Source organism: Stenotrophomonas testudinis (assembly GCF_024499815.1).
Taxonomy (GTDB): Bacteria; Pseudomonadota; Gammaproteobacteria; order Xanthomonadales; family Xanthomonadaceae; genus Stenotrophomonas.
The window spans coordinates 1-17,180 of sequence record NZ_JAMOKY010000045.1 but is presented as its reverse complement, the minus strand read 5'-3'; the positions used below and the strand labels follow the sequence as shown (position 1 = coordinate 17,180).

14 protein-coding genes are annotated in these 17,180 nt (G+C 68.6%); 7 read left to right on the top strand and 7 right to left on the bottom strand.

Annotated elements, in window-relative coordinates; genetic code table 11:
* From secD to queA, 4 genes are all read right to left on the bottom strand, one after another.
* The gene (gene secD, locus NQ204_RS17565; RefSeq protein ID WP_165835747.1) at positions 1 to 1,857 is read right to left on the bottom strand and encodes a protein translocase subunit SecD; all 1,857 of its coding nucleotides are present in this window, start codon (positions 1,855 to 1,857) and stop codon (positions 1 to 3) included.
* Between the two features lie 61 nt (positions 1,858 to 1,918).
* The gene (gene yajC, locus NQ204_RS17560) at positions 1,919 to 2,263 is read right to left on the bottom strand and encodes a preprotein translocase subunit YajC (RefSeq protein WP_057498089.1); all 345 of its coding nucleotides are present in this window, start codon (positions 2,261 to 2,263) and stop codon (positions 1,919 to 1,921) included.
* 136 nt (positions 2,264 to 2,399) lie between these two features.
* Positions 2,400 to 3,530, bottom strand: a complete 1,131-nt coding sequence (gene tgt, locus NQ204_RS17555) for a tRNA guanosine(34) transglycosylase Tgt (RefSeq protein WP_256644530.1) — start codon at positions 3,528 to 3,530, stop codon at positions 2,400 to 2,402.
* Between the two features lie 138 nt (positions 3,531 to 3,668).
* Positions 3,669 to 4,736: a tRNA preQ1(34) S-adenosylmethionine ribosyltransferase-isomerase QueA gene (gene queA, locus NQ204_RS17550; protein WP_256644529.1), complete on the bottom strand. Its 1,068-nt coding sequence runs from the start codon at positions 4,734 to 4,736 to the stop codon at positions 3,669 to 3,671.
* A 210-nt stretch (positions 4,737 to 4,946) separates the two neighbouring features.
* On the opposite strand from queA, the gene NQ204_RS17545 reads away from it, so the two are divergent.
* Positions 4,947 to 6,443 carry an aminotransferase class III-fold pyridoxal phosphate-dependent enzyme gene (locus NQ204_RS17545; RefSeq protein ID WP_116865019.1) on the top strand — a complete coding sequence of 499 codons (1,497 nt, stop codon included), beginning with the start codon at positions 4,947 to 4,949 and terminating at the stop codon, positions 6,441 to 6,443.
* Between the two features lie 102 nt (positions 6,444 to 6,545).
* Positions 6,546 to 7,139 (top strand): LOG family protein, encoded by a 594-nt coding sequence (locus NQ204_RS17540; protein ID WP_116865018.1) that lies wholly within the window; start codon positions 6,546 to 6,548, stop codon positions 7,137 to 7,139.
* Between the two features lie 22 nt (positions 7,140 to 7,161).
* Here the strand turns inward: NQ204_RS17540 and NQ204_RS17535 are convergent, their stop codons facing one another.
* Positions 7,162 to 9,966, bottom strand: coding sequence for an EAL domain-containing protein (locus NQ204_RS17535; RefSeq protein ID WP_256644528.1), 2,805 nt, complete (start codon positions 9,964 to 9,966; stop codon positions 7,162 to 7,164).
* A gap of 263 nt (positions 9,967 to 10,229) precedes the next feature.
* Here NQ204_RS17535 and NQ204_RS17530 point away from each other — a divergent pair, with 263 nt between their 5' ends.
* The 5 genes from NQ204_RS17530 to NQ204_RS17510 all read left to right on the top strand — a co-directional run bounded on the left by NQ204_RS17530 (position 10,230) and on the right by NQ204_RS17510 (position 14,453).
* A complete protein-coding gene (locus tag NQ204_RS17530) occupies positions 10,230 to 10,784 on the top strand; it encodes an RNA polymerase sigma factor (protein WP_256644535.1) in 555 nt (184 codons plus the stop codon).
* Positions 10,781 to 11,791 carry a hypothetical protein gene (locus NQ204_RS17525; RefSeq protein WP_256644527.1) on the top strand — a complete coding sequence of 337 codons (1,011 nt, stop codon included), beginning with the start codon at positions 10,781 to 10,783 and terminating at the stop codon, positions 11,789 to 11,791. Before NQ204_RS17530 ends, NQ204_RS17525 begins: the two co-directional genes overlap by 4 nt.
* 34 nt (positions 11,792 to 11,825) lie before the next feature.
* Positions 11,826 to 12,422: an IMPACT family protein gene (locus tag NQ204_RS17520; protein WP_116865346.1), complete on the top strand. Its 597-nt coding sequence runs from the start codon at positions 11,826 to 11,828 to the stop codon at positions 12,420 to 12,422.
* Positions 12,415 to 14,187, top strand: a complete 1,773-nt coding sequence (locus NQ204_RS17515; RefSeq protein ID WP_256644526.1) for an ABC transporter transmembrane domain-containing protein — start codon at positions 12,415 to 12,417, stop codon at positions 14,185 to 14,187. Before NQ204_RS17520 ends, NQ204_RS17515 begins: the two co-directional genes overlap by 8 nt.
* A gap of 71 nt (positions 14,188 to 14,258) precedes the next feature.
* A complete protein-coding gene (locus tag NQ204_RS17510) occupies positions 14,259 to 14,453 on the top strand; it encodes a hypothetical protein (RefSeq protein WP_108768574.1) in 195 nt (64 codons plus the stop codon).
* A 219-nt stretch (positions 14,454 to 14,672) separates the two neighbouring features.
* Here NQ204_RS17510 and NQ204_RS17505 read toward each other — a convergent pair whose 3' ends face one another.
* Positions 14,673 to 15,812: a prephenate dehydrogenase gene (locus tag NQ204_RS17505; RefSeq protein WP_256644525.1), complete on the bottom strand. Its 1,140-nt coding sequence runs from the start codon at positions 15,810 to 15,812 to the stop codon at positions 14,673 to 14,675.
* The gene (pdxY, locus tag NQ204_RS17500; RefSeq protein WP_256644524.1) at positions 15,809 to 16,717 is read right to left on the bottom strand and encodes a pyridoxal kinase; all 909 of its coding nucleotides are present in this window, start codon (positions 16,715 to 16,717) and stop codon (positions 15,809 to 15,811) included. The genes NQ204_RS17505 and pdxY overlap by 4 nt, the downstream gene beginning before the upstream one ends.
* Positions 16,718 to 17,180 lie beyond the last annotated feature (463 nt).

The following is a 17,180-nucleotide window of genomic DNA, read 5'->3' as shown; positions in this document are numbered from 1 at the left end:
TCAGATGGCCACGTTCTGGAGCTTCTTGCGACGGCCATAGATCAGCGTCGCCAGGGCGCGCGACACGGTGATCGCAGTGAACATCGAGGCGAAAATACCGATGATCATGGTCAGGGCGAAGCCCTTCAGCGGACCCGTGCCGAAGGCGAACAGGGCCACACCGACGATCAGGCCGGTCAGGTTGGCGTCAAGGATGGTGCCCGAAGCACGTTCGTAACCGGTCACGATCGCGGTCTTGCCCGGCACGCCCGCACGCAGCTCTTCACGGATACGCTCGTTGATCAGCACGTTGGCATCCACCGACAGGCCGACCGACAACGCCAGGCCGGCGAAGCCAGGCAGGGTCATCGTCGCGCCGAACAGCGACATCACCGCCACCACGATCAGCAGGTTGAACAGCATCGCCAGCGAGGTGATCAGACCGAACATGCGGTAGTAGATGGTGAAGAACACCAGGGTGAACAGGAACGCGTAGACCACCGCGGTGATACCGTTCTTGACGTTCTCCGCACCCAGGCTCGGGCCGACCACGCGCTCTTCGACGAAGTCCATCGGCGCGGCCAGCGAGCCGGACTTCAGCAGCTTGGCCAGGTCCTCGGCTTCCTTCTTCGCCAGACCGGTGGTCTGGAAGTTCTTGCCGAACACGCCGTTGATGTTGGCCACCGAGATCACTTCCTCGTTGACCTTGAAGCCACGCACTTCCTGACCGTCGACGACGGTCACGGTCGGCACGCGCTCGGTGTACACCACGGCCATCGGCTTGTTCACGTTGGCGCTGGTGAAGTCGAACATGCGCTGGCCGCCGACGTTGTTCAGCGTCACGCTGACCGCCGGGGCACCGCTGTTGGTGTCGGTCACCGCCTGTGCGCCGACCATCTGGTCGCCGGTGACGATCACGCGCTTGTTCAGCAGGATCGGGCCACGGCCATCACGCTGCTGGTACACCTTGGCTTCCGGCGGGATGCGACCGGAGGCGATGGCGTCCTGCGCATTGCCCTCGACCACCGCACGGTATTCCAGGGTGGCGGTGGCACCGATCATGCGCTTGGCTTCGGCGGTGTCCTGCACGCCGGGCAGCTGCACGACCACGCGGTCGGCACCCTGGCGCTGGATGATCGGCTCGGCCACGCCCAGCTGGTTCACGCGGTTGCGCAGGGTGTTGATGTTCTGCTCGATGGCGCCGTTGGCGATCTGCGAGATCTCGGTGTCCGGGATGGTCACCGTGATGCGGCTGCCACTGACGTCGTAACCCAGGGTCGGCTGCGACTTGACCAGCGCCGTGCGGGCGTTGGCAGCGGCATCGTCACCGGCCGACGGGCTCAGGTTGGCCACGATGGTGTTGTCAGCGCGGCGTTCGACCGACTGGTACGGAATGCGCGCGTCACGCAGGGTGCTGCGCACGTCTTCGGTGTAGGCGTCCAGGCGCTTGTCCAGCGCAGCCTTCTGGTCGACCTGCAGCACGAAGTGCACGCCGCCCTGCAGGTCCAGGCCCAGCACCATCGGGCGACCGCCCAGCTTGGCCAGCCAGTCCGGCACGGTCGAGGCCAGGTTCAGGGCCACCGTGTAGTTCTCGCCGACGGTGTCACGCAGCGCATCGCTGGCAGCGGACTGGGCCTTCAGGTCCGGCAGGCGGACGATCAGGCTTTCCCCTTCCTTCTCGGCGCCGATCGTGGCGACACCGGCCTTCTTCAGGTCGGCCAGCACACGGTCGCGCAGCGCGTCGTCGACCGTACCGCCACGGTTGGCGGTGATCTGGACGGCGGGGTCCTTCTGGTAGATGTTGGGCAGCGCGTACAGGGCACTGAGCGCCAGTACGATCAGGATGACGACGTACTTCCAGCGTGGAAATTCGAGCATTGCTTGGGTCCCGCGCGGCGCCATCCCCGGCGCCGCGGTTGTGCATCGGAAAGGGAGTGGCTTACTGGGCCGACTTCAGGGTACCGGCCGGCAGCACGTTGCCGACAGCGCCCTTCTGCACGCGGATGCGCACGTTGTCAGCCACTTCGATGGTGATGAAATTGTCGCCGATGTCGGTGACCACACCGGCGATGCCGCCGTTGGTCAGCACTTCGTCACCGCGCTTGATCTTCTCCAGCATGGCCTTGTGCTCCTTCTGCCGCTTCATCTGCGGGCGGATCATCAGGAAATACATGATGGCGATCAGGATGATCGGGAACAGCAGCGTGGTCAGGCCCATGCCCTGCGGTTGGCCGCCGGCGGCCTGGGCGTGGGCGGCGGGAATCAGGAAAGCAAGCAGGTTCATCGTTGGTCCTTTGGTTGGGCGGCGCTCAGGCCCGTTTGACGGGCGCAGGGTGTCGACCGCGGATCTGGGTCAGCCTTGAAGTATGCCACGGCCCCGGACATTCGTCCTTGGGCCGTTCGCCAGGGGTGCGGCGGTGTTACAGGGGCGGCGGAGCCGCCCCGCGTGCTGCGTAGAAGGACTCGCGGAAGGCATGGAAGGTTCCCACCTCGATGGCCGCGCGGATGTCGGCCATCAGTTTCTCGTAGTAGAACAGGTTGTGCAGCGTGCCCAGCATCGGCGCCAGCATCTCGTTGCAGCGGTCCAGGTGGCGCAGGTACGAGCGGGTGTAGCCGCCGCTGCAGGCCACGCAGCCGCAGCCCGGCTCGATCGGGTCCATGTCGCGCGCATACTGCGAGTTGCGGATGCGTACGGTGCCGAACGAGGTGAAATAGTGGCCGTTGCGGGCATTGCGGGTCGGCATCACGCAATCGAACATGTCCACGCCACGGGCCACGCCCTCGACCAGGTCTTCCGGCCGGCCCACGCCCATCAGGTAGCGCGGCCGGTCGCCCGGCAGCTCCGGGTCCAGGTGGTCGAGCATGGCGTTGCGCTCGTGCTCCGGCTCGCCCACGGCCAGGCCGCCGATGGCATAGCCGTCGAAGCCGATCGCCTGCAGGGCCTCGGCCGAGCGGCTGCGCAGGTCGGTATGCACGCCGCCCTGGACGATGCCGAACAGCGCCGCGTCGTTGCCCAGCTCGTCATGCGCGTTGCGGCTGCGCTGCGCCCAGCGCAGGCTCAGCTCCATCGAACGGCGGGCGACATCCTCGGTGGCCGGATACGGGGTGCACTCGTCGAAGATCATCACCACGTCCGAATCGAGCACCTTCTGGATCTTCATGCTCTCTTCCGGGCCCAGGAACACGCGGGCACCGTCGGTGGGCGAGGCGAAGGTCACGCCCTGCTCGGTGATCTTGCGGCGGTGGGCCAGCGAGAACACCTGGAAGCCGCCGGAGTCGGTCAGGATCGGGCCGTCCCACTGGCAGAAGCCGTGCAGGCCGCCGTGGTCGGCGATGATGTCCAGGCCCGGCCGCAGGTACAGGTGGAAGGTATTGCCGAGGATGATCTCGGCGCCCAGCGCGCGCACCTGGTCCGGCAGGATGCCCTTGACCGAGCCATAGGTCCCCACGGGCATGAAGGCCGGCGTTTCCACCGTGCCACGCGGGAAGGTCAGGCGGCCACGGCGGGCGCGGCCATCACGGGTCTGGAGCTGGAACTGCAATCGGGACATGGAGCGGTCATTCGGGCAAATAGTCGCCTATTGTCTCCCAAAACCACCTTTCCTGCTCCGGTAGCGCCGGGCCATGCCCGGCGGATTGCCCGCAAGTGCACACCAACGGTGCGCCCCCCGCAAGCGCGTGCTGGCGCCTCAGCCCGCCTGCGGGAACAGCAGCATCGCGTCGCCGTAGCTGAAGAACCGGTAGCGCTGCTCGATGGCGTGCTGGTAGGCCTCGAACACCCGCTCTTTGCCGGCGAAGGCCGAGATCATCATCAGCAGCGTGCTTTCCGGCAGGTGGAAGTTGGTCACCATCGCGTCGACGCTGCGGATGCGGTAGCCCGGGGTGATGAAGATCTGGGTCTCGCCGGCAAACGGCAGCAGCTCGCCTTCGCGCATCGCGCTTTCCAGCGCGCGCACCACGGTGGTGCCCACGCCGATCACCCGGCCGCCCGCTTCACGGGTACGGCGTACCTGCTGGACCAGCTCGGCACCCACGTTCAGCCACTCGCGGTGCATCACGTGATCCTTCAGGTCATCGGCGCGCACCGGCTGGAAGGTGCCCGCACCGACGTGCAGGGTAACGTGGCCGAAGTCCACGCCCTTGGCCTTCAGCGCCGCCAGCAGCGGCTCGTCGAAGTGCAGGCCGGCCGTCGGTGCGGCCACCGCGCCCACTTCACGGGCGAACACGGTCTGGTAGCGCTCGCGGTCGTCCAGGCCCGGCTCGCGCTGGATGTACGGCGGCAGCGGCAGGCGGCCGGCGTGCAGCAGCCACTGCTCCAGCGACTCGGGCACGTGGAACTGCAGCACGTAGAACTCGCCGTCGCGGCCCAGCACCTCGGCCTCGCCACCGGCGTCCAGGGCGATGCGGCTGCCGGCCTTGGGCGACTTGCTGGCACCGACCTGGGCACGGGCCTGCTGGGCGCCGAGCAGGCGCTCGATCAGGATCTCCACGCGGCCACCGCTGGCCTTCTGCCCGAACAGGCGCGCCGGGATCACCCGGGTGTCGTTGAACACCATCAGGTCGCCCGGCTGCAGCAGCGACGGCAGGTCGCGCACCTGCAAATCGGTGAAGACGGCCGGTGCCGGCGGGACCAGCATCAGGCGGCTGGCCGAGCGTTCGGCCAGGGGCGCCTGGGCAATCAGTTCGGCCGGCAGGTCGTAGTGGAAATCGGACTTCTTCAAGGCAGTGATCGGCAACAGGTCGACAATGGCGCGCATTGTACGTCCAGCGCCTGCGAGCCGGCGTGCTTCGTGCCTAACGTCGGGCAATATGCTGCTATGCAGCAGGTTTCTGCGGGGTTATCGCGCAAAAAAACAAGTGCTAGCATCGGGAAGGAAGTCCGCAGCACGAGTCCGCCCCAAGCGCGCGTGATGACGCGCGTTTTGCGTTTGAAGGCCCGTGCGACCCAACGTTTCAGGAGATCTGCAATGAGCTTCATCGAACGCCTCGCCCCCCTCCGCGCCCAGCCCGGCACCCGCCTCACCACGGGCCTGGACGATGCCACCCTGACCGCACTGTCCGCCCGCCACCCGCAGCTGGTTGCCGCGGTGGACGCCGCCGCCGCCGAGTTCGCGCGCGTGCAGCAGGAGCTGGGGCCGCTGCTGGCGCAGGACGAGCAGGCGCAGATCGATGCGATGCAGGACGGCTTCGTCAATTTCTATGCCGATGACGCGGTGACCCCGTACGTGGCGCTGGCCGCACGCGGCCCGTGGGTGGTCACCCTGAAGGGCGCGGTGCTGTACGACGCGGGCGGCTACGGCATGCTCGGCTTCGGCCACACCCCTGATGCCGTGCTTGAGGCGATGTCGCGCCCGCAGGTGATGGCCAACATCATGACCCCGAGCCTGTCGCAGCAGCGCTTCATCACCGCCCTGCGCACGGAGATCGGCCACCGCCGCGGCGGCTGCCCGTTCGCCCGCTTCATGTGCCTGAACTCCGGTTCGGAAGCGGTCGGCCTGGCCGCGCGCATCGCCGACGTCAACGCCAAGCTGCAGACCGACCCGGGCGCGCGCCATGCCGGCGCCGCCATCAAGCGCGTGGTGATCAAGGGCAGCTTCCACGGCCGCACCGATCGTCCGGCGCTGTATTCCGATTCCAGCCGCAAGAGCTACCAGCAGCATCTGGCCAGCTACCGCGGCGAGGATTCGGTGATCACCGTCGCGCCGTATGACGAGGCCGGCCTGCGCAAGGTGTTCGAAGATGCCGAGCGCAACCAGTGGTTCATCGAAGCGGTGTTCCTGGAGCCGGTGATGGGCGAAGGTGACCCGGGCCGTTCGGTGCCGCCGGCGTTCTATGCGGTGGCCCGCGAGCTGACCCGCGCCCACGGCAGCCTGCTGCTACTCGATTCGATCCAGGCCGGCCTGCGGGCCCACGGCGTGCTGTCGGTAGTGGATTACCCGGGCTTCGAAGGCCTGGACCCGCCGGACATGGAGACCTATTCCAAGGCGCTCAACGCCGCGCAGTACCCGCTGTCGGTGCTGGCGGTGACCGAGCATGCCGCGCAGCTGTACCGCAAGGGCATCTACGGCAACACCATGACCAGCAACCCGCGTGCGCTGGACGTGGCCTGCGCCACCCTGGCCCAGCTGACCCCGCAGGTGCGCGCCAACATCGCCGAACGCGGCGCCGAGGCCGTGCGCAAGCTGGAACAGCTGAAGAGCGAGCTGGGCGGGCTGATCACCAAGGTGCAGGGCACCGGCCTGCTGTTCTCCTGCGAGCTGGCCCCGCAGTTCAAGTGCTATGGCGCCGGTTCCACCGAGGAATGGCTGCGCCAGCACGGCATCAACGTGATCCACGGTGGCGAGAACTCGCTGCGCTTCACCCCGCACTTCGGCATGGACAGCGACGAGCTGGACCTGCTGGTGGGCCTGGTCGGCCGCGCCCTGCGTGAAGGCCCGCGCCGTGAGCAGGCCGCCGCCGCGTAACCCGCGCCAACGCGTCATAATCGACCAACACCCCGCCCGCGACCGCTGACCCGGTTGCCGGCGGGGCGTTTTCGTTTCCGCACCAAGAGACAGGAATCCCCCATGAAGTCCCTCTGCGTCTACTGTGGCTCCAACGCTGGCAGCAAGCCGGTCTACACCGAACGCGCCATGGCGCTGGGCGACCGCATCGCCCGCGATGGCATGCGCCTGGTCTACGGCGGCGGCAACGTCGGCCTGATGGGTACCGTTGCCAACGCCGTTCTCGCCGCCGGCGGTGAGGTGACCGGCGTCATCCCGCGCCAGCTGGCCGACTGGGAAGTGGCCCACCGCGGCCTGACCCAACTGGAGATCGTCGGTTCGATGCATGAGCGCAAGTCGCGCATGTTCGATCTGTCCGACGGCTTCGTCGCCCTGCCCGGCGGCTTCGGCACCATGGAAGAGATCTTCGAGATGCTCACCTGGCGCCAGCTCGGCATCGGCAACAAGCCCTGCGCCTTCCTCGACGTGGACGGCTTCTACGCTCCGCTGATCGGCATGATCGACCGCATGGTGGAAGAGCGCTTCCTGCACCCGGAACAGCGCCAGGACCTGTGGTACGGCTCGGACATCGACGAGATGCTGGCCTGGATGCAGGCGTACGAGCCGGCCCAGGCCTCGAAGTGGATCGACGAGAAGCGCCGCGCCGCGCTGCGCTGAGTCGCCGGACCTGCGCGGTGGCTCAGGCCACCGCGCGCGTCCACGGTGCCGGCCGCCCCAGCAGGTAGCCCTGGCCGTAGTCGCAGCCCAACTCGAACAGGCTCTGCTGCTGGGCTTCGGTCTCGATGCCCTCGCCGATGGTTTCGATGCCCAGCGTGCGCGCCAGCGACAGCACGCCTTCCACCAGCGCGCGCGTGCTCTGCGCCTCCGGGCCATGCAGGCCGGCGATGAAGCTCTGGTCGATCTTCAGCGTGCTGATCGGGAACCGATGCAGGTAGGACAGCGCCGAGAAGCCGGTGCCGAAATCATCCAGCTGCACCTGGATGCCACGCTCGCGCAGCCCCTTGAGGATGCGCAGCGTGTGCGGGCCATCGTCCAGCAGCGCCACTTCGGTGATTTCCAGGCGCAGCCGCTGCGGGTCGGCATCGTTGGCTTCCAGCAGGCCGAACAGGCGCTTGCTGAAATCGGCCGAGCGGAAGTGGCGCGGTGACACGTTCACCGACACATAGCCACGACCACCATCGGCCAGCCCGGCGATGACCTGCTCGTAGATCAGCCAGTCGACCTGCTCGATCAGACCGCTATCCTCGCCCAGTTCCAGGAAGGCGCCGGGCAGCAGCAGGCCGCGGCGCTCATGCTGCCAGCGTAGCAGTGCCTCGTGGCCGACCACCTCGCCGTCGGACAGGCGCACGATCGGCTGGTAGAACGGCACGAAATCGCGGTTGTTGATCGCCCGCCGCAGGTCCGCTTCCAGGTCCAGGCTGCGCATCGCCTGCTCGCGCATGTCCTCGTCGAAGATCGCGCAGCGGTCATGGCCCTGGGCCTTGGCCCGGTACATCGCCGCGTCGGCATCGCGCAGCAGCTCTTCGCCGGTGCGGTAATGCGGGTTCCACAGGGCGATGCCGAGGCTGCCGGAGGGGAACAGCTCGCGCCCGGCGATCCACATCGATTCCTGCAGGGCCAGCAGCAGACGCTGGCCGAAATCCAGCGCCTGGCCCAGGCCCTGCGGGCACTGCAGCAGCACCGCGAATTCATCACCGCCCAGGCGCGCGACCACGTCGCCGTCGCCTGCCATGGACACGATGCGCTTGGCCACTTCCACCAGCATGCGGTCGCCGGCGGCGTGGCCGATGCTGTCGTTGACCAGCTTGAAGCGGTCCAGGTCCAGGAACAGCATCGCGAACACCGGGCCACCTTCGCGGCGGGCCAGGGCCAGCGCGTCCTGCAGGCGGTCCAGCAGGTGCAGGCGATTGGGCAGGCCGGTCAGCGCATCGTGCATGGCCTGGTGGGTCAGGCGCTGCTCGGCGCGCAGGCGCTCGGCAATCTGTCCCAGCAGCTTGTCGTTCACTTCGCCCAGCTCGCGGGTGCGCTCTTCCACGCGCTTTTCCAGCTCGGCATGCGCCGAACGCAGCTGCTGCTGGTCGCGCTGGCGGGCCAGGCCGGTGCCGATGTTCTGCGCCACGAAGGTCAGCAGGCGCTGGTCGTGCACGCTGAAGGCGATCTGGTCGGTGTAGCTCTGCACCACGATCGCGCCGACCACCTCGTCGTCGCGCAGCAGCGGCACGCCAAGCCAGCAGTGCGAGCGCGCACCGGATTCACGCACTTCGCCGGTGGCCAGCAGCGCGTCGATCTGCGCCCGCGAGGCCAGCAGCGGGCGCCGGTGGCGCACCACGTATTCGGTCAGGCCGCGGCTGAAGGCACGCGGTGCCCGCGAGCTGTTGTGCTCGTCCACCGAGTAGACGAATTCCAGGCCGTCGCCACGTGCGTTGACCAGGGCGATGTAGAAATTGCGCGCGTCCAGCAACCGGCCCACCACCCCGTGCACCTGGCCGTAGAACTGGGCCAGGCTGTCGGCCGACATGGCCATTTCGGCGATGTTGTAGAGGGCGGTCTGCAGCTGCTCGCCACGGCGGCGCTCGGCCACTTCGTCCTGCAGGCTGCGGTTGGCGCGCTGCAGTTCCAGTGTGCGCCGTTCCACCTGCTGTTCCAGCCGCACCTGCGCCTGGCGCCGGTCCATCGCGGTCTGCACGTGCTGGGCGACGAAGCCCAGCAGTGCGCGCTCGGCCTCGCCGTACAGCGCAGCCTGTTCGTAACTCTGCACCACGATGGCGCCACAGACGCGGCCATCGCGCAGCATCGGCACACCCAGCCAGTCCAGGCTTTCCGGGCCGCGCTCGGGATCGTGCTCTTCCTCGGCATAGGCCAGCAGCTCGCGCGACGGGCCACTGAGCGGCTTGCCATGGCGCAGCAGCGCCACGGTCAGGCTGCGCGGCATCTGCCCGGCGTCGTAGCTGATCGTGGGGTCGGCCACGAACTCATCCACCTGGTCGGCGAAATACAGGAAGCGCATCTGGTCGCGCACATCGTCGTACTCGACGATGTAGCAGTTCTCCGCGTACATCAGCGAACCGAGCACGCCGTGCACGTGGCGCAGCATCTCGCCCATCTCCAGGTCGGCACCGGCCAGATCGGCGATCTGGAACAGCGCCTGCTGAAGCCGTTCAGCCTGCTCCAGCGCACGGATCTGTCCCGCCTGGCGGCCACGCTGCAGAGCCAGCTCCATCGCCTGCCGCGACACCCCCCACCAGGCCTCCGAGGGCGAGCCGCCGCGCACCCGCAGCGACAGCTGCGCGCCGTCGTGCTCCCAGGCAGCCTGCTCCCAGACGGTGTGCTCCCAGATCGTCTGGTCCCAGTCGAGCTCGGCTTCGCTGGCGCCCCGCGGCCAGCTGTCCTGGCCACGGCCCAGCTGCGGGTCGTCCCAGCCCACCCGCACGAGCGCGGTGTCCGGCAGCAGCGCATGCAGCGCGCGCACCAGCGCCGTGCTCAAGACGGCCTCGTGAGGTGACAGCGATGACACACGGTCGGCTTGCGTGGACAAAATGACGTTCTCTTGGCGCCGCTACTGCGTCGCCTCCCCTGAGTGCGCGAGCATAACGCGGCACCGGGGGGGCAATGGAAGCCCGCGAACCCCGTTTCGTGCCTCCAGGCGTTGTTCATGTGGCCCCCCACCCACGGATCGCCGTGAACTGCGCCCTGCCCGCCCCCGCCACCGGCTATGCGCCACCGCCTGCAGGCCTTACCCTGTCTGCCGTGGAAGCGACCGCCCTGCCAACCGATGAAGCGCTGATGCTGGCCTGGGCCGGCGGCGACCTGCAGGCGTTCGAAAGCCTGTACGCGCGCCATCGCAAGCGCCTGTTCGGCTTCCTGCTGCGGCAGCTGCGCGACACCGCGCTGGCCGAGGAGATCTTCCAGGACGTCTGGCAGCGGGTGATCAGCGCGCGCGCCGGTTGGCAGCCCGATGCCGCATTCAGCACGTGGCTGTTCCGCATCGCGCACAACCGTCTGAATGACCACTGGCGTGCTGCCCGCCACCGCCCTGCCGCGCCGGCCGATGCCGATCTGCGCCTGGCCGCGCTGGAAGACGGGCAGACCCCGGAAGCTGAACTGTCTGAATTCGAGCAGCGCCGGCGCATCCAGCTGGCGATGGACGACCTGCCGCCCGAGCAGCGCGTTGTGCTGCAGCTGCGGTTGGAACAGGAACTGAGCCTGGAGGAAATCGGCCAGATCACCGGCGTCGGCCGGGAAACGGTGAAATCGCGGCTGCGCTATGCGATGGACAAGCTGCGTGCGGGACTGAAGGCATGAACCGAGACGACCCCCTGTCGCCTGAAGAACGCGCGCTGGCCGGCCTGATCGGCCGCCGCCACGACCAGGCCCCGCCCGCTGCGCTGGACGCGGCGATCCTGGCGGCCGCGCGCGCGTCGGTGTCCACGCCTGCCGGAGACGCTGCTGCCGGGAACGCACCCGCAGCAGCCGACACCGCCCCGCCGTCGAGCGTGCGCGTGCGCCGGTCGCGGCCGCGCTGGCCGGCGGTGTTCGGCATCGCCGCCTCGATGGTGTTTGCGGTCGGCATCGCCTGGCAGATGCGGCCGGAGCCGCCGGTCGTGCCGGCACAGGAAGCACAGACCGTCGCCGCACCCGTGCCCGACGAACGTGCAGCATCCGATACCCAGGCGCCGCAGCCGCTGTCCACCGCGGCAGAGCGCGCGCCCCCACCGCCGCCTTCGCCGCTGCCTGCACCGCAAACGGCGCCTGCGGCAGCGGAGCCGTCTGCCAAGGCTGTCATTGCACGTGCACCCGAAGCGCAGGCAGCCCCGCCAGCGGCCGAACCCGCACCGCGCATGGCCGCACGCAGCCGGCCTGCCGAGCCCGCTGTAGAGGCCGTCTTCGCACCGCCAGCGCCTGCTGCCCCCGCACCCGCCGCAGCGCCGCCAGCGCCGGCCGCCTACTCGGCGCCGGCCCCGGCTGCAATGGAAATGGATTCGATCCAGGGCGCAGCTGCGGCCAGCGCCGACGCGGTTCGCAGCCAGCGCCGTACGGCACCGGCGGCATCCAAGACCAATGCCACCGCACCGTCCAGTGCACCGGGGGTGATGCTGCGCCGGTCCAGCGATGCCGCGCTCAGTGCCACGGCAGTGAACGCCGAAGTAGCCGCCGACGCCTCGCTGCCGCGCCGACAGTGGCTGCAGAAGATCCGCCAGCGCCGCGACAACGGCCAGCGCGACCTGGCCCGTGCCAGCCTGGAGCGCTACCTGCAGCTGTATCCCGAAGCGCGCCTGCCCAAGGACCTGCGCCCGCTGCTGGACGACTGAGGCAGGCCCGCGCCGACCCCGTAGAATGGTGGGAATGCCCGATACCCTCGCCCAGCCCGTCAGCCATACGCTGGACATCAAGCACAGCCGCTTCACCGCCCACGCCGCGCCCATCGACAGCGGCGCGGGGGCACTGGCGTTCCTGCAGCAGGTGGCCGTGGCCGATGCCACCCACAACTGCTGGGCCTACCGGCACGGCCAGGATTACCGTTCCAGCGATGATGGCGAGCCCGCAGGCACCGCCGGCCGGCCGATCCTGGCGGCCATCGATGGCCAGGGCTTCGACCGCGTGGTGGTGGTGGTGACCCGCTGGTATGGCGGCATCAAGCTGGGTGCCGGCGGCCTCGTGCGCGCCTACGGTGGCACCGCCGCCGAGTGCCTGCGCACCGCGCCACGCCTGCCGCTGGTGGCGATGGCGCGCCTGCAGCTGCTGGCCGGCTTCGAGGATCTGGGCACCCTGCACGCCGCCCTGCCCGCCTTCGCCGCAGAAAAGCGCGATGAACAGTTCGATGCCAACGGTGTGCGCCTGCGGGTGGAATTGCCTGCCGACCAGGTCGACGCATTGAAAATCCGCCTGCGCGACGCCACCCGTGACCGTATCCGCATAGAAGATGACGACCAGGATGACTGACAAGGACGAGACGTCCGCTTCAACCCCGCCGCTGCGTCGCCTGGGCAGCCTGCGTACGCTGTGGCCGTTCGTGCGCCGCCACAGCGGGTTGTTCACCGCCTGGCTGCTGGCCCTGGCGGTCTCCTCGGCGGCCACGCTGAGCCTGCCGCCGGCGGTCAAGCAGATGATCGACCACGGCTTCAGCAGCGGCGGCCAGATCAACCGCGCGTTCGCCCTGCTGATGCTGGTGGCGGTGGTGATGGCGCTGGGCACCGCCGCGCGCTTCTACTTCGTGTCGCTGCTGGGCGAAAAGGTCGTCGCCGACCTGCGCAGCCAGCTGTACGCACACCTGATCCAGCTCGGCGCCGGCTTCCATGACCGCAGCCGCAGTGGCGAACTGGTTTCGCGCCTGACCGCCGATACCGAACTGCTGCGCAGCGTGGTCGGCTCGACCATGTCGGTGGCCCTGCGCAGCAGCGTGACCGTGGTCGGCAGCCTGGCCATGCTGTTCGTCACCAGCCCGCGGCTGGCGGCGTGGTCGCTGCTGGGCATCCCGCTGGCGGTGCTGCCGATCATCATCGGCGCGCGCAAGCTGCGCGTGGTCGCGCGCAACAGCCAGGACCGCATCGCCGATGCCAACAGCCTGGCCAGCGAGACCCTGGGTGCGGTGCGCACCGTGCAGGCACATGCCCGCGAGCCTTACGAGCGCGGTCGCTTCGACCACGCGCTCGGCGATGCCATCACTGCCGCGCGCCGTCGCATCGGCGCGCAGTCGCTGGTCACCGCCAGCGCCATCCTGCTGGTGTTCGGCGCCATCGTCGGCGTGCTCTGGCTGGGTGCGCACGATGTCATCGATGGCCGCCTTAGTGCCGGCACCCTCGGCCAGTTCGTGCTGTACGCACTGATCGGCGGCGGCTCGGTGGGCGCGCTGGCCGAAGTCTGGAACGAACTGCAGCGCGCGGCCGGCGGCATGGGCCGCATCGGTGAGCTGCTGCAGGAAGACATCGAGATCCGTGCACCCGCACAGCCGCATGCGCTGCCGCAACCGCTGCAGGGGCAGATCCAGTTCGACGACGTGGTGTTCCACTACCCGCAGCGGCCGGACCAGCCGGCGCTGGACCACTTCAGCCTGAACGTGCGTCCCGGCGAGACCGTGGCCCTGGTCGGCCCGTCCGGTGCCGGCAAGAGCACGGTGCTGTCGCTGCTGCTGCGCTTCCATGATCCGGCCAGCGGCCGCATCTGCGTGGACGGCCACGACGTGCGCGAAGTCGATCCGGCCGACCTGCGTGCGCAGCTTGCGCTGGTGCCGCAGCAGCCGACCCTGTTCGCCACCAGTGCGCGCGACAACATCCGCTACGGCCGCCTGCAGGCCAGCGATGCCGTGGTGGAAGCCGCGGCGCGTGCTGCCGAAGCCGACGGCTTCCTGCGCGCCCTGCCGCAGGGCTACGACAGCGAGCTGGGCGAGCGCGGCGCGCGCCTGTCCGGCGGCCAGCAGCAGCGCGTGGCGATTGCCCGCGCCCTGCTGAAGGATTCGCCCATCCTGCTGCTGGACGAGGCCACCAGCGCCCTGGATGCGCAGAGTGAGCACAGCGTGCAGCAGGCACTGGAACGGCTGATGGCCGGGCGCACCACCGTGGTGATCGCCCATCGCCTGGCGACCGTACTCAAGGCCGACCGCATCGTAGTGATGGACCAGGGCCGCATCGTCGCCGAAGGCACGCATGCACAGCTGCTGGCTGAAGGTGGACTGTATGCAGAGCTGGCGCGGTTGCAGTTCGTGGATTGATTGACGGCCGGCTAACACCGGCCGGCCCAAGCTGGCGGCGAAACCGAAGGATCCGCTGAAGGAGGTGCACGATGTCGTTCCGTCAGTTCCCTGCAGTCGACGCCAATGGCGAAAGCCACATCATCATCGAGTTCAAGCCCGATGCCAGCGGTAGCGGCCAGAAGGTGGAGACCAGCCCGCGCTATGAACTGGATGACGGTCGCCACCTGGTCCGCAATGGCCGCGAGTTCACCACCAGTGGCGGCGAGCTGCGGTTGACGATCTGAGGTTCGCCGGGCATGGCCCGGCGCAACCGGATTTCGCGCTGACCCGCTCTGGTAGGTGTCGACCCTGGTCGACACGGTCCGCCCGCCCGGCATGGCCCGGCGATACCGAAATTGACGTGGTCAATTTTTCACCAATCATCTTGACAGCCTTGCCTGCCAAGGGCTGCGCGCGGTTATCCACACGTTTGCTCAGAAATCATCCACACCGCCTGTGGATGACTAGGCCTGCCCCAGCACCCGGCCGATGCCGCTGGCATCGACGGCCACCGCCGCCCGCGCGATGGCCAGCGGATCGCTGCCCGCCACGAAACCGATACGGAAATGCACCTCGCCGCCCGGTGTACGCGAGGAGTGGATCGAGGCCAGGCTGATGCTGTGCTGCTCGAACACGTGCAGCAGCTCGCGCAGCGAACCCGGCCGATCCTCCGGCAGGTGCACCGACAAGGCGTTGCGCTCGGTCAGGTCGGCCAGCAGGTAGCCCACGCGCTCGAAGGTGTAGTTGCCCGCGGCCAGCGCGGGCTCACCAAAGGCGTCGTGGTTGGCGGCCAGCAGCTGCTCGCGGAACCAGTTACGCGCCGTGTCGTCGCCCTGCCCGACCTGCGCCTGCAGTGCCTGCAGCTGGCCGACCAGACGATCCAGCATCGGCGCCACGTAGGGGTTGCCGAACTGGATGTCTTCGTAGATCGCCGGGTTCAACGACAGGATGCGCGAGATGATCGCCGTATCCAGTTCGAACGAGGCCGAGCGGTACGGCATCATCGCGGCCAGATCGCCCAGCTGCGGCTGGTACTCGCGCAGCACGCCGGCCTGCGCCAGGTGGGTGGCATGCACCATCGCCTGCACCAGCGCCATCATCTGATCGTGGTGCTGGGGCGTGGCGCACACGCACTCGGCCTGCAGGGCCGCGCAGAGGCTGTCGACCCACGGTCGCCAGTGCTGCAGCCGCGCCTCGCAGACCACCATCACCCGGCCCTTCAGGGTCGGTGCCTTCGGCGGCGCGGTCATCGGGTGCAGGCCGACCACTTCGGCCTGCGAGGCCAGCATCGCCTGCACCGGCGCATCCTTCACCGAGGTGACGTCCAGCCACAGGCGGCCGTGTTCGCGGCCGGCCGACTGCTGCACGTAGTCGGCGATCAGCGCCGGCGTGTGCCGGATCGGTGCCGAAAACACCAGCACATCGGCCTGCGCCAGCAGCTGCTCGGGCGTATGCGAGGCCGCATCGGCCGGATCATGGCCGATCACCTGCAGCTGCATGTGCTGCTGGAAGAAGCGGGCCAGCCAGCGCCCGTAGGCGCCGGCACTGCCAACGATGCCGACCGTGCGCGGCGTGCGCGGCGTGCGCGTCTGCAGCCCGCTCATGCCACGCGTTCGGCGTGGAAGCGGGTGGCCTCCGCCAGCGCAGCAGGCGCGGCAGCGATCACGTCGAACTCCTCGAAGCCGTTGGCCAGGGTGGCTTCCAGCGCGGCATGGGTACCGGCGATGGCGCGCGAAATGGCCTGCTGCATCGTCTCGCCGCGCAGCAGGAAGGACACCACCAGCGACATCAGCACATCACCGGTGCCGGCCACATCCACGGGCAGCAGCGGCGAGGTCCAGCGCCAGATTTCCTCGCGCCCAACGGCCAGTGTCACCAGTTCGCCGGGGTTGCCGCCCACGCTGTGCGCGATCACCCACTGCGGGCCACGCGCCAGCAGCGCGCGCGCGGCGGCGATGGCATCAGCCTCGGCCAGCGCCGGCATGCCGGTCAGGCGATTGAGTTCAAATGCGTTGGGCGTAACCAGCCAGGCATGCGGCAGCAGGCGCTCGGCGAAGATCGCTTCCAGCCCGGGCTCCACATAGGGGCCGGTGTGGGTGTCACCGATCACCGGGTCCAGGCAGTAACGCAGCTGCGGACAGGCCGGCAGGATCTCGTCCATCCAGTCGGCGAAGACAGCACCGTTGGCGGCGCTGCCGAAGTAGCCGGAGACCAGCATTTTCGCCCGCTGCGGCAGGCCGCGCTCGCGGGTGCCGAGCAGCAGGTCGGCGAACCAGTCAGCGGGCAGCACGCGGCCGCGGGTGGTGTCGTAGAACGGCGCATTGCTGAGCAGGACGGTCGGGATTTCCGCCACGCGCACGCCGAGGGCGCGCATCGGTGGGGCGGCGGCGCTGTTGCCGGCGTGGCCGTAGACGAGCTGCGACTGGACGGAGATGACGTCGATCGGCGAGGGCCCGTCGGGGCGCTGGCGACGGCCGTGGAGCAAGTGGTTGTCGAGGGATTCGCTCATGCCCGCATTCTACGCCCAAGGGGGTTTTCGGCAGGGCTTGCAGCACTGCACCTGCTCAATGCAACGGCAACATCAACGTCAAAAGCCGGAGCGGCATTCCGTGGGATGGCGGGGCGGTGTGGGTGGTCAGGACACGCCGTAAACCCATCCCTGGGGGCTCGATGGCGCCATCCATGGCGCCAACGGTCCTGCCCACCCACACCGCCCCGCCTCTGACAGATTCCGCGCGCTGTTGGTAACGGCGATTGTTGGAACGCGCGGCTGTTGGTAGGTGTCGACCTTGGTCGACACGATTTTTCTGCCAGATATCGATATTCATCTGGGGTCAGAACCCGTTGCGGAGCAACGGGATCCGACCCCGTGCTCTGGAAGATCGCATTAAACTTTCGAAGGCGGGGTGGGTCCGGTTGAGGGGGTGTGAGCGGCATGGGCCCGAGGCATGCCTCGGGCGGGTTGGGCAGGA

Coding starts and splice junctions, on each gene's coding strand:
- secD (WP_165835747.1), bottom strand. CDS start 1,857: ATGCTCGAATTTCCACGCTGGAAGTACGTCGTCATCCTGATCGTACTG.
- yajC (WP_057498089.1), bottom strand. CDS start 2,263: ATGAACCTGCTTGCTTTCCTGATTCCCGCCGCCCACGCCCAGGCCGCC.
- tgt (WP_256644530.1), bottom strand. CDS start 3,530: ATGTCCCGATTGCAGTTCCAGCTCCAGACCCGTGATGGCCGCGCCCGC.
- queA (WP_256644529.1), bottom strand. CDS start 4,736: ATGCGCGCCATTGTCGACCTGTTGCCGATCACTGCCTTGAAGAAGTCC.
- NQ204_RS17545 (WP_116865019.1), top strand. CDS start 4,947: ATGAGCTTCATCGAACGCCTCGCCCCCCTCCGCGCCCAGCCCGGCACC.
- NQ204_RS17540 (WP_116865018.1), top strand. CDS start 6,546: ATGAAGTCCCTCTGCGTCTACTGTGGCTCCAACGCTGGCAGCAAGCCG.
- NQ204_RS17525 (WP_256644527.1), top strand. CDS start 10,781: ATGAACCGAGACGACCCCCTGTCGCCTGAAGAACGCGCGCTGGCCGGC.
- NQ204_RS17520 (WP_116865346.1), top strand. CDS start 11,826: ATGCCCGATACCCTCGCCCAGCCCGTCAGCCATACGCTGGACATCAAG.
- NQ204_RS17515 (WP_256644526.1), top strand. CDS start 12,415: ATGACTGACAAGGACGAGACGTCCGCTTCAACCCCGCCGCTGCGTCGC.
- NQ204_RS17510 (WP_108768574.1), top strand. CDS start 14,259: ATGTCGTTCCGTCAGTTCCCTGCAGTCGACGCCAATGGCGAAAGCCAC.
- NQ204_RS17505 (WP_256644525.1), bottom strand. CDS start 15,812: ATGAGCGGGCTGCAGACGCGCACGCCGCGCACGCCGCGCACGGTCGGC.
- pdxY (WP_256644524.1), bottom strand. CDS start 16,717: ATGAGCGAATCCCTCGACAACCACTTGCTCCACGGCCGTCGCCAGCGC.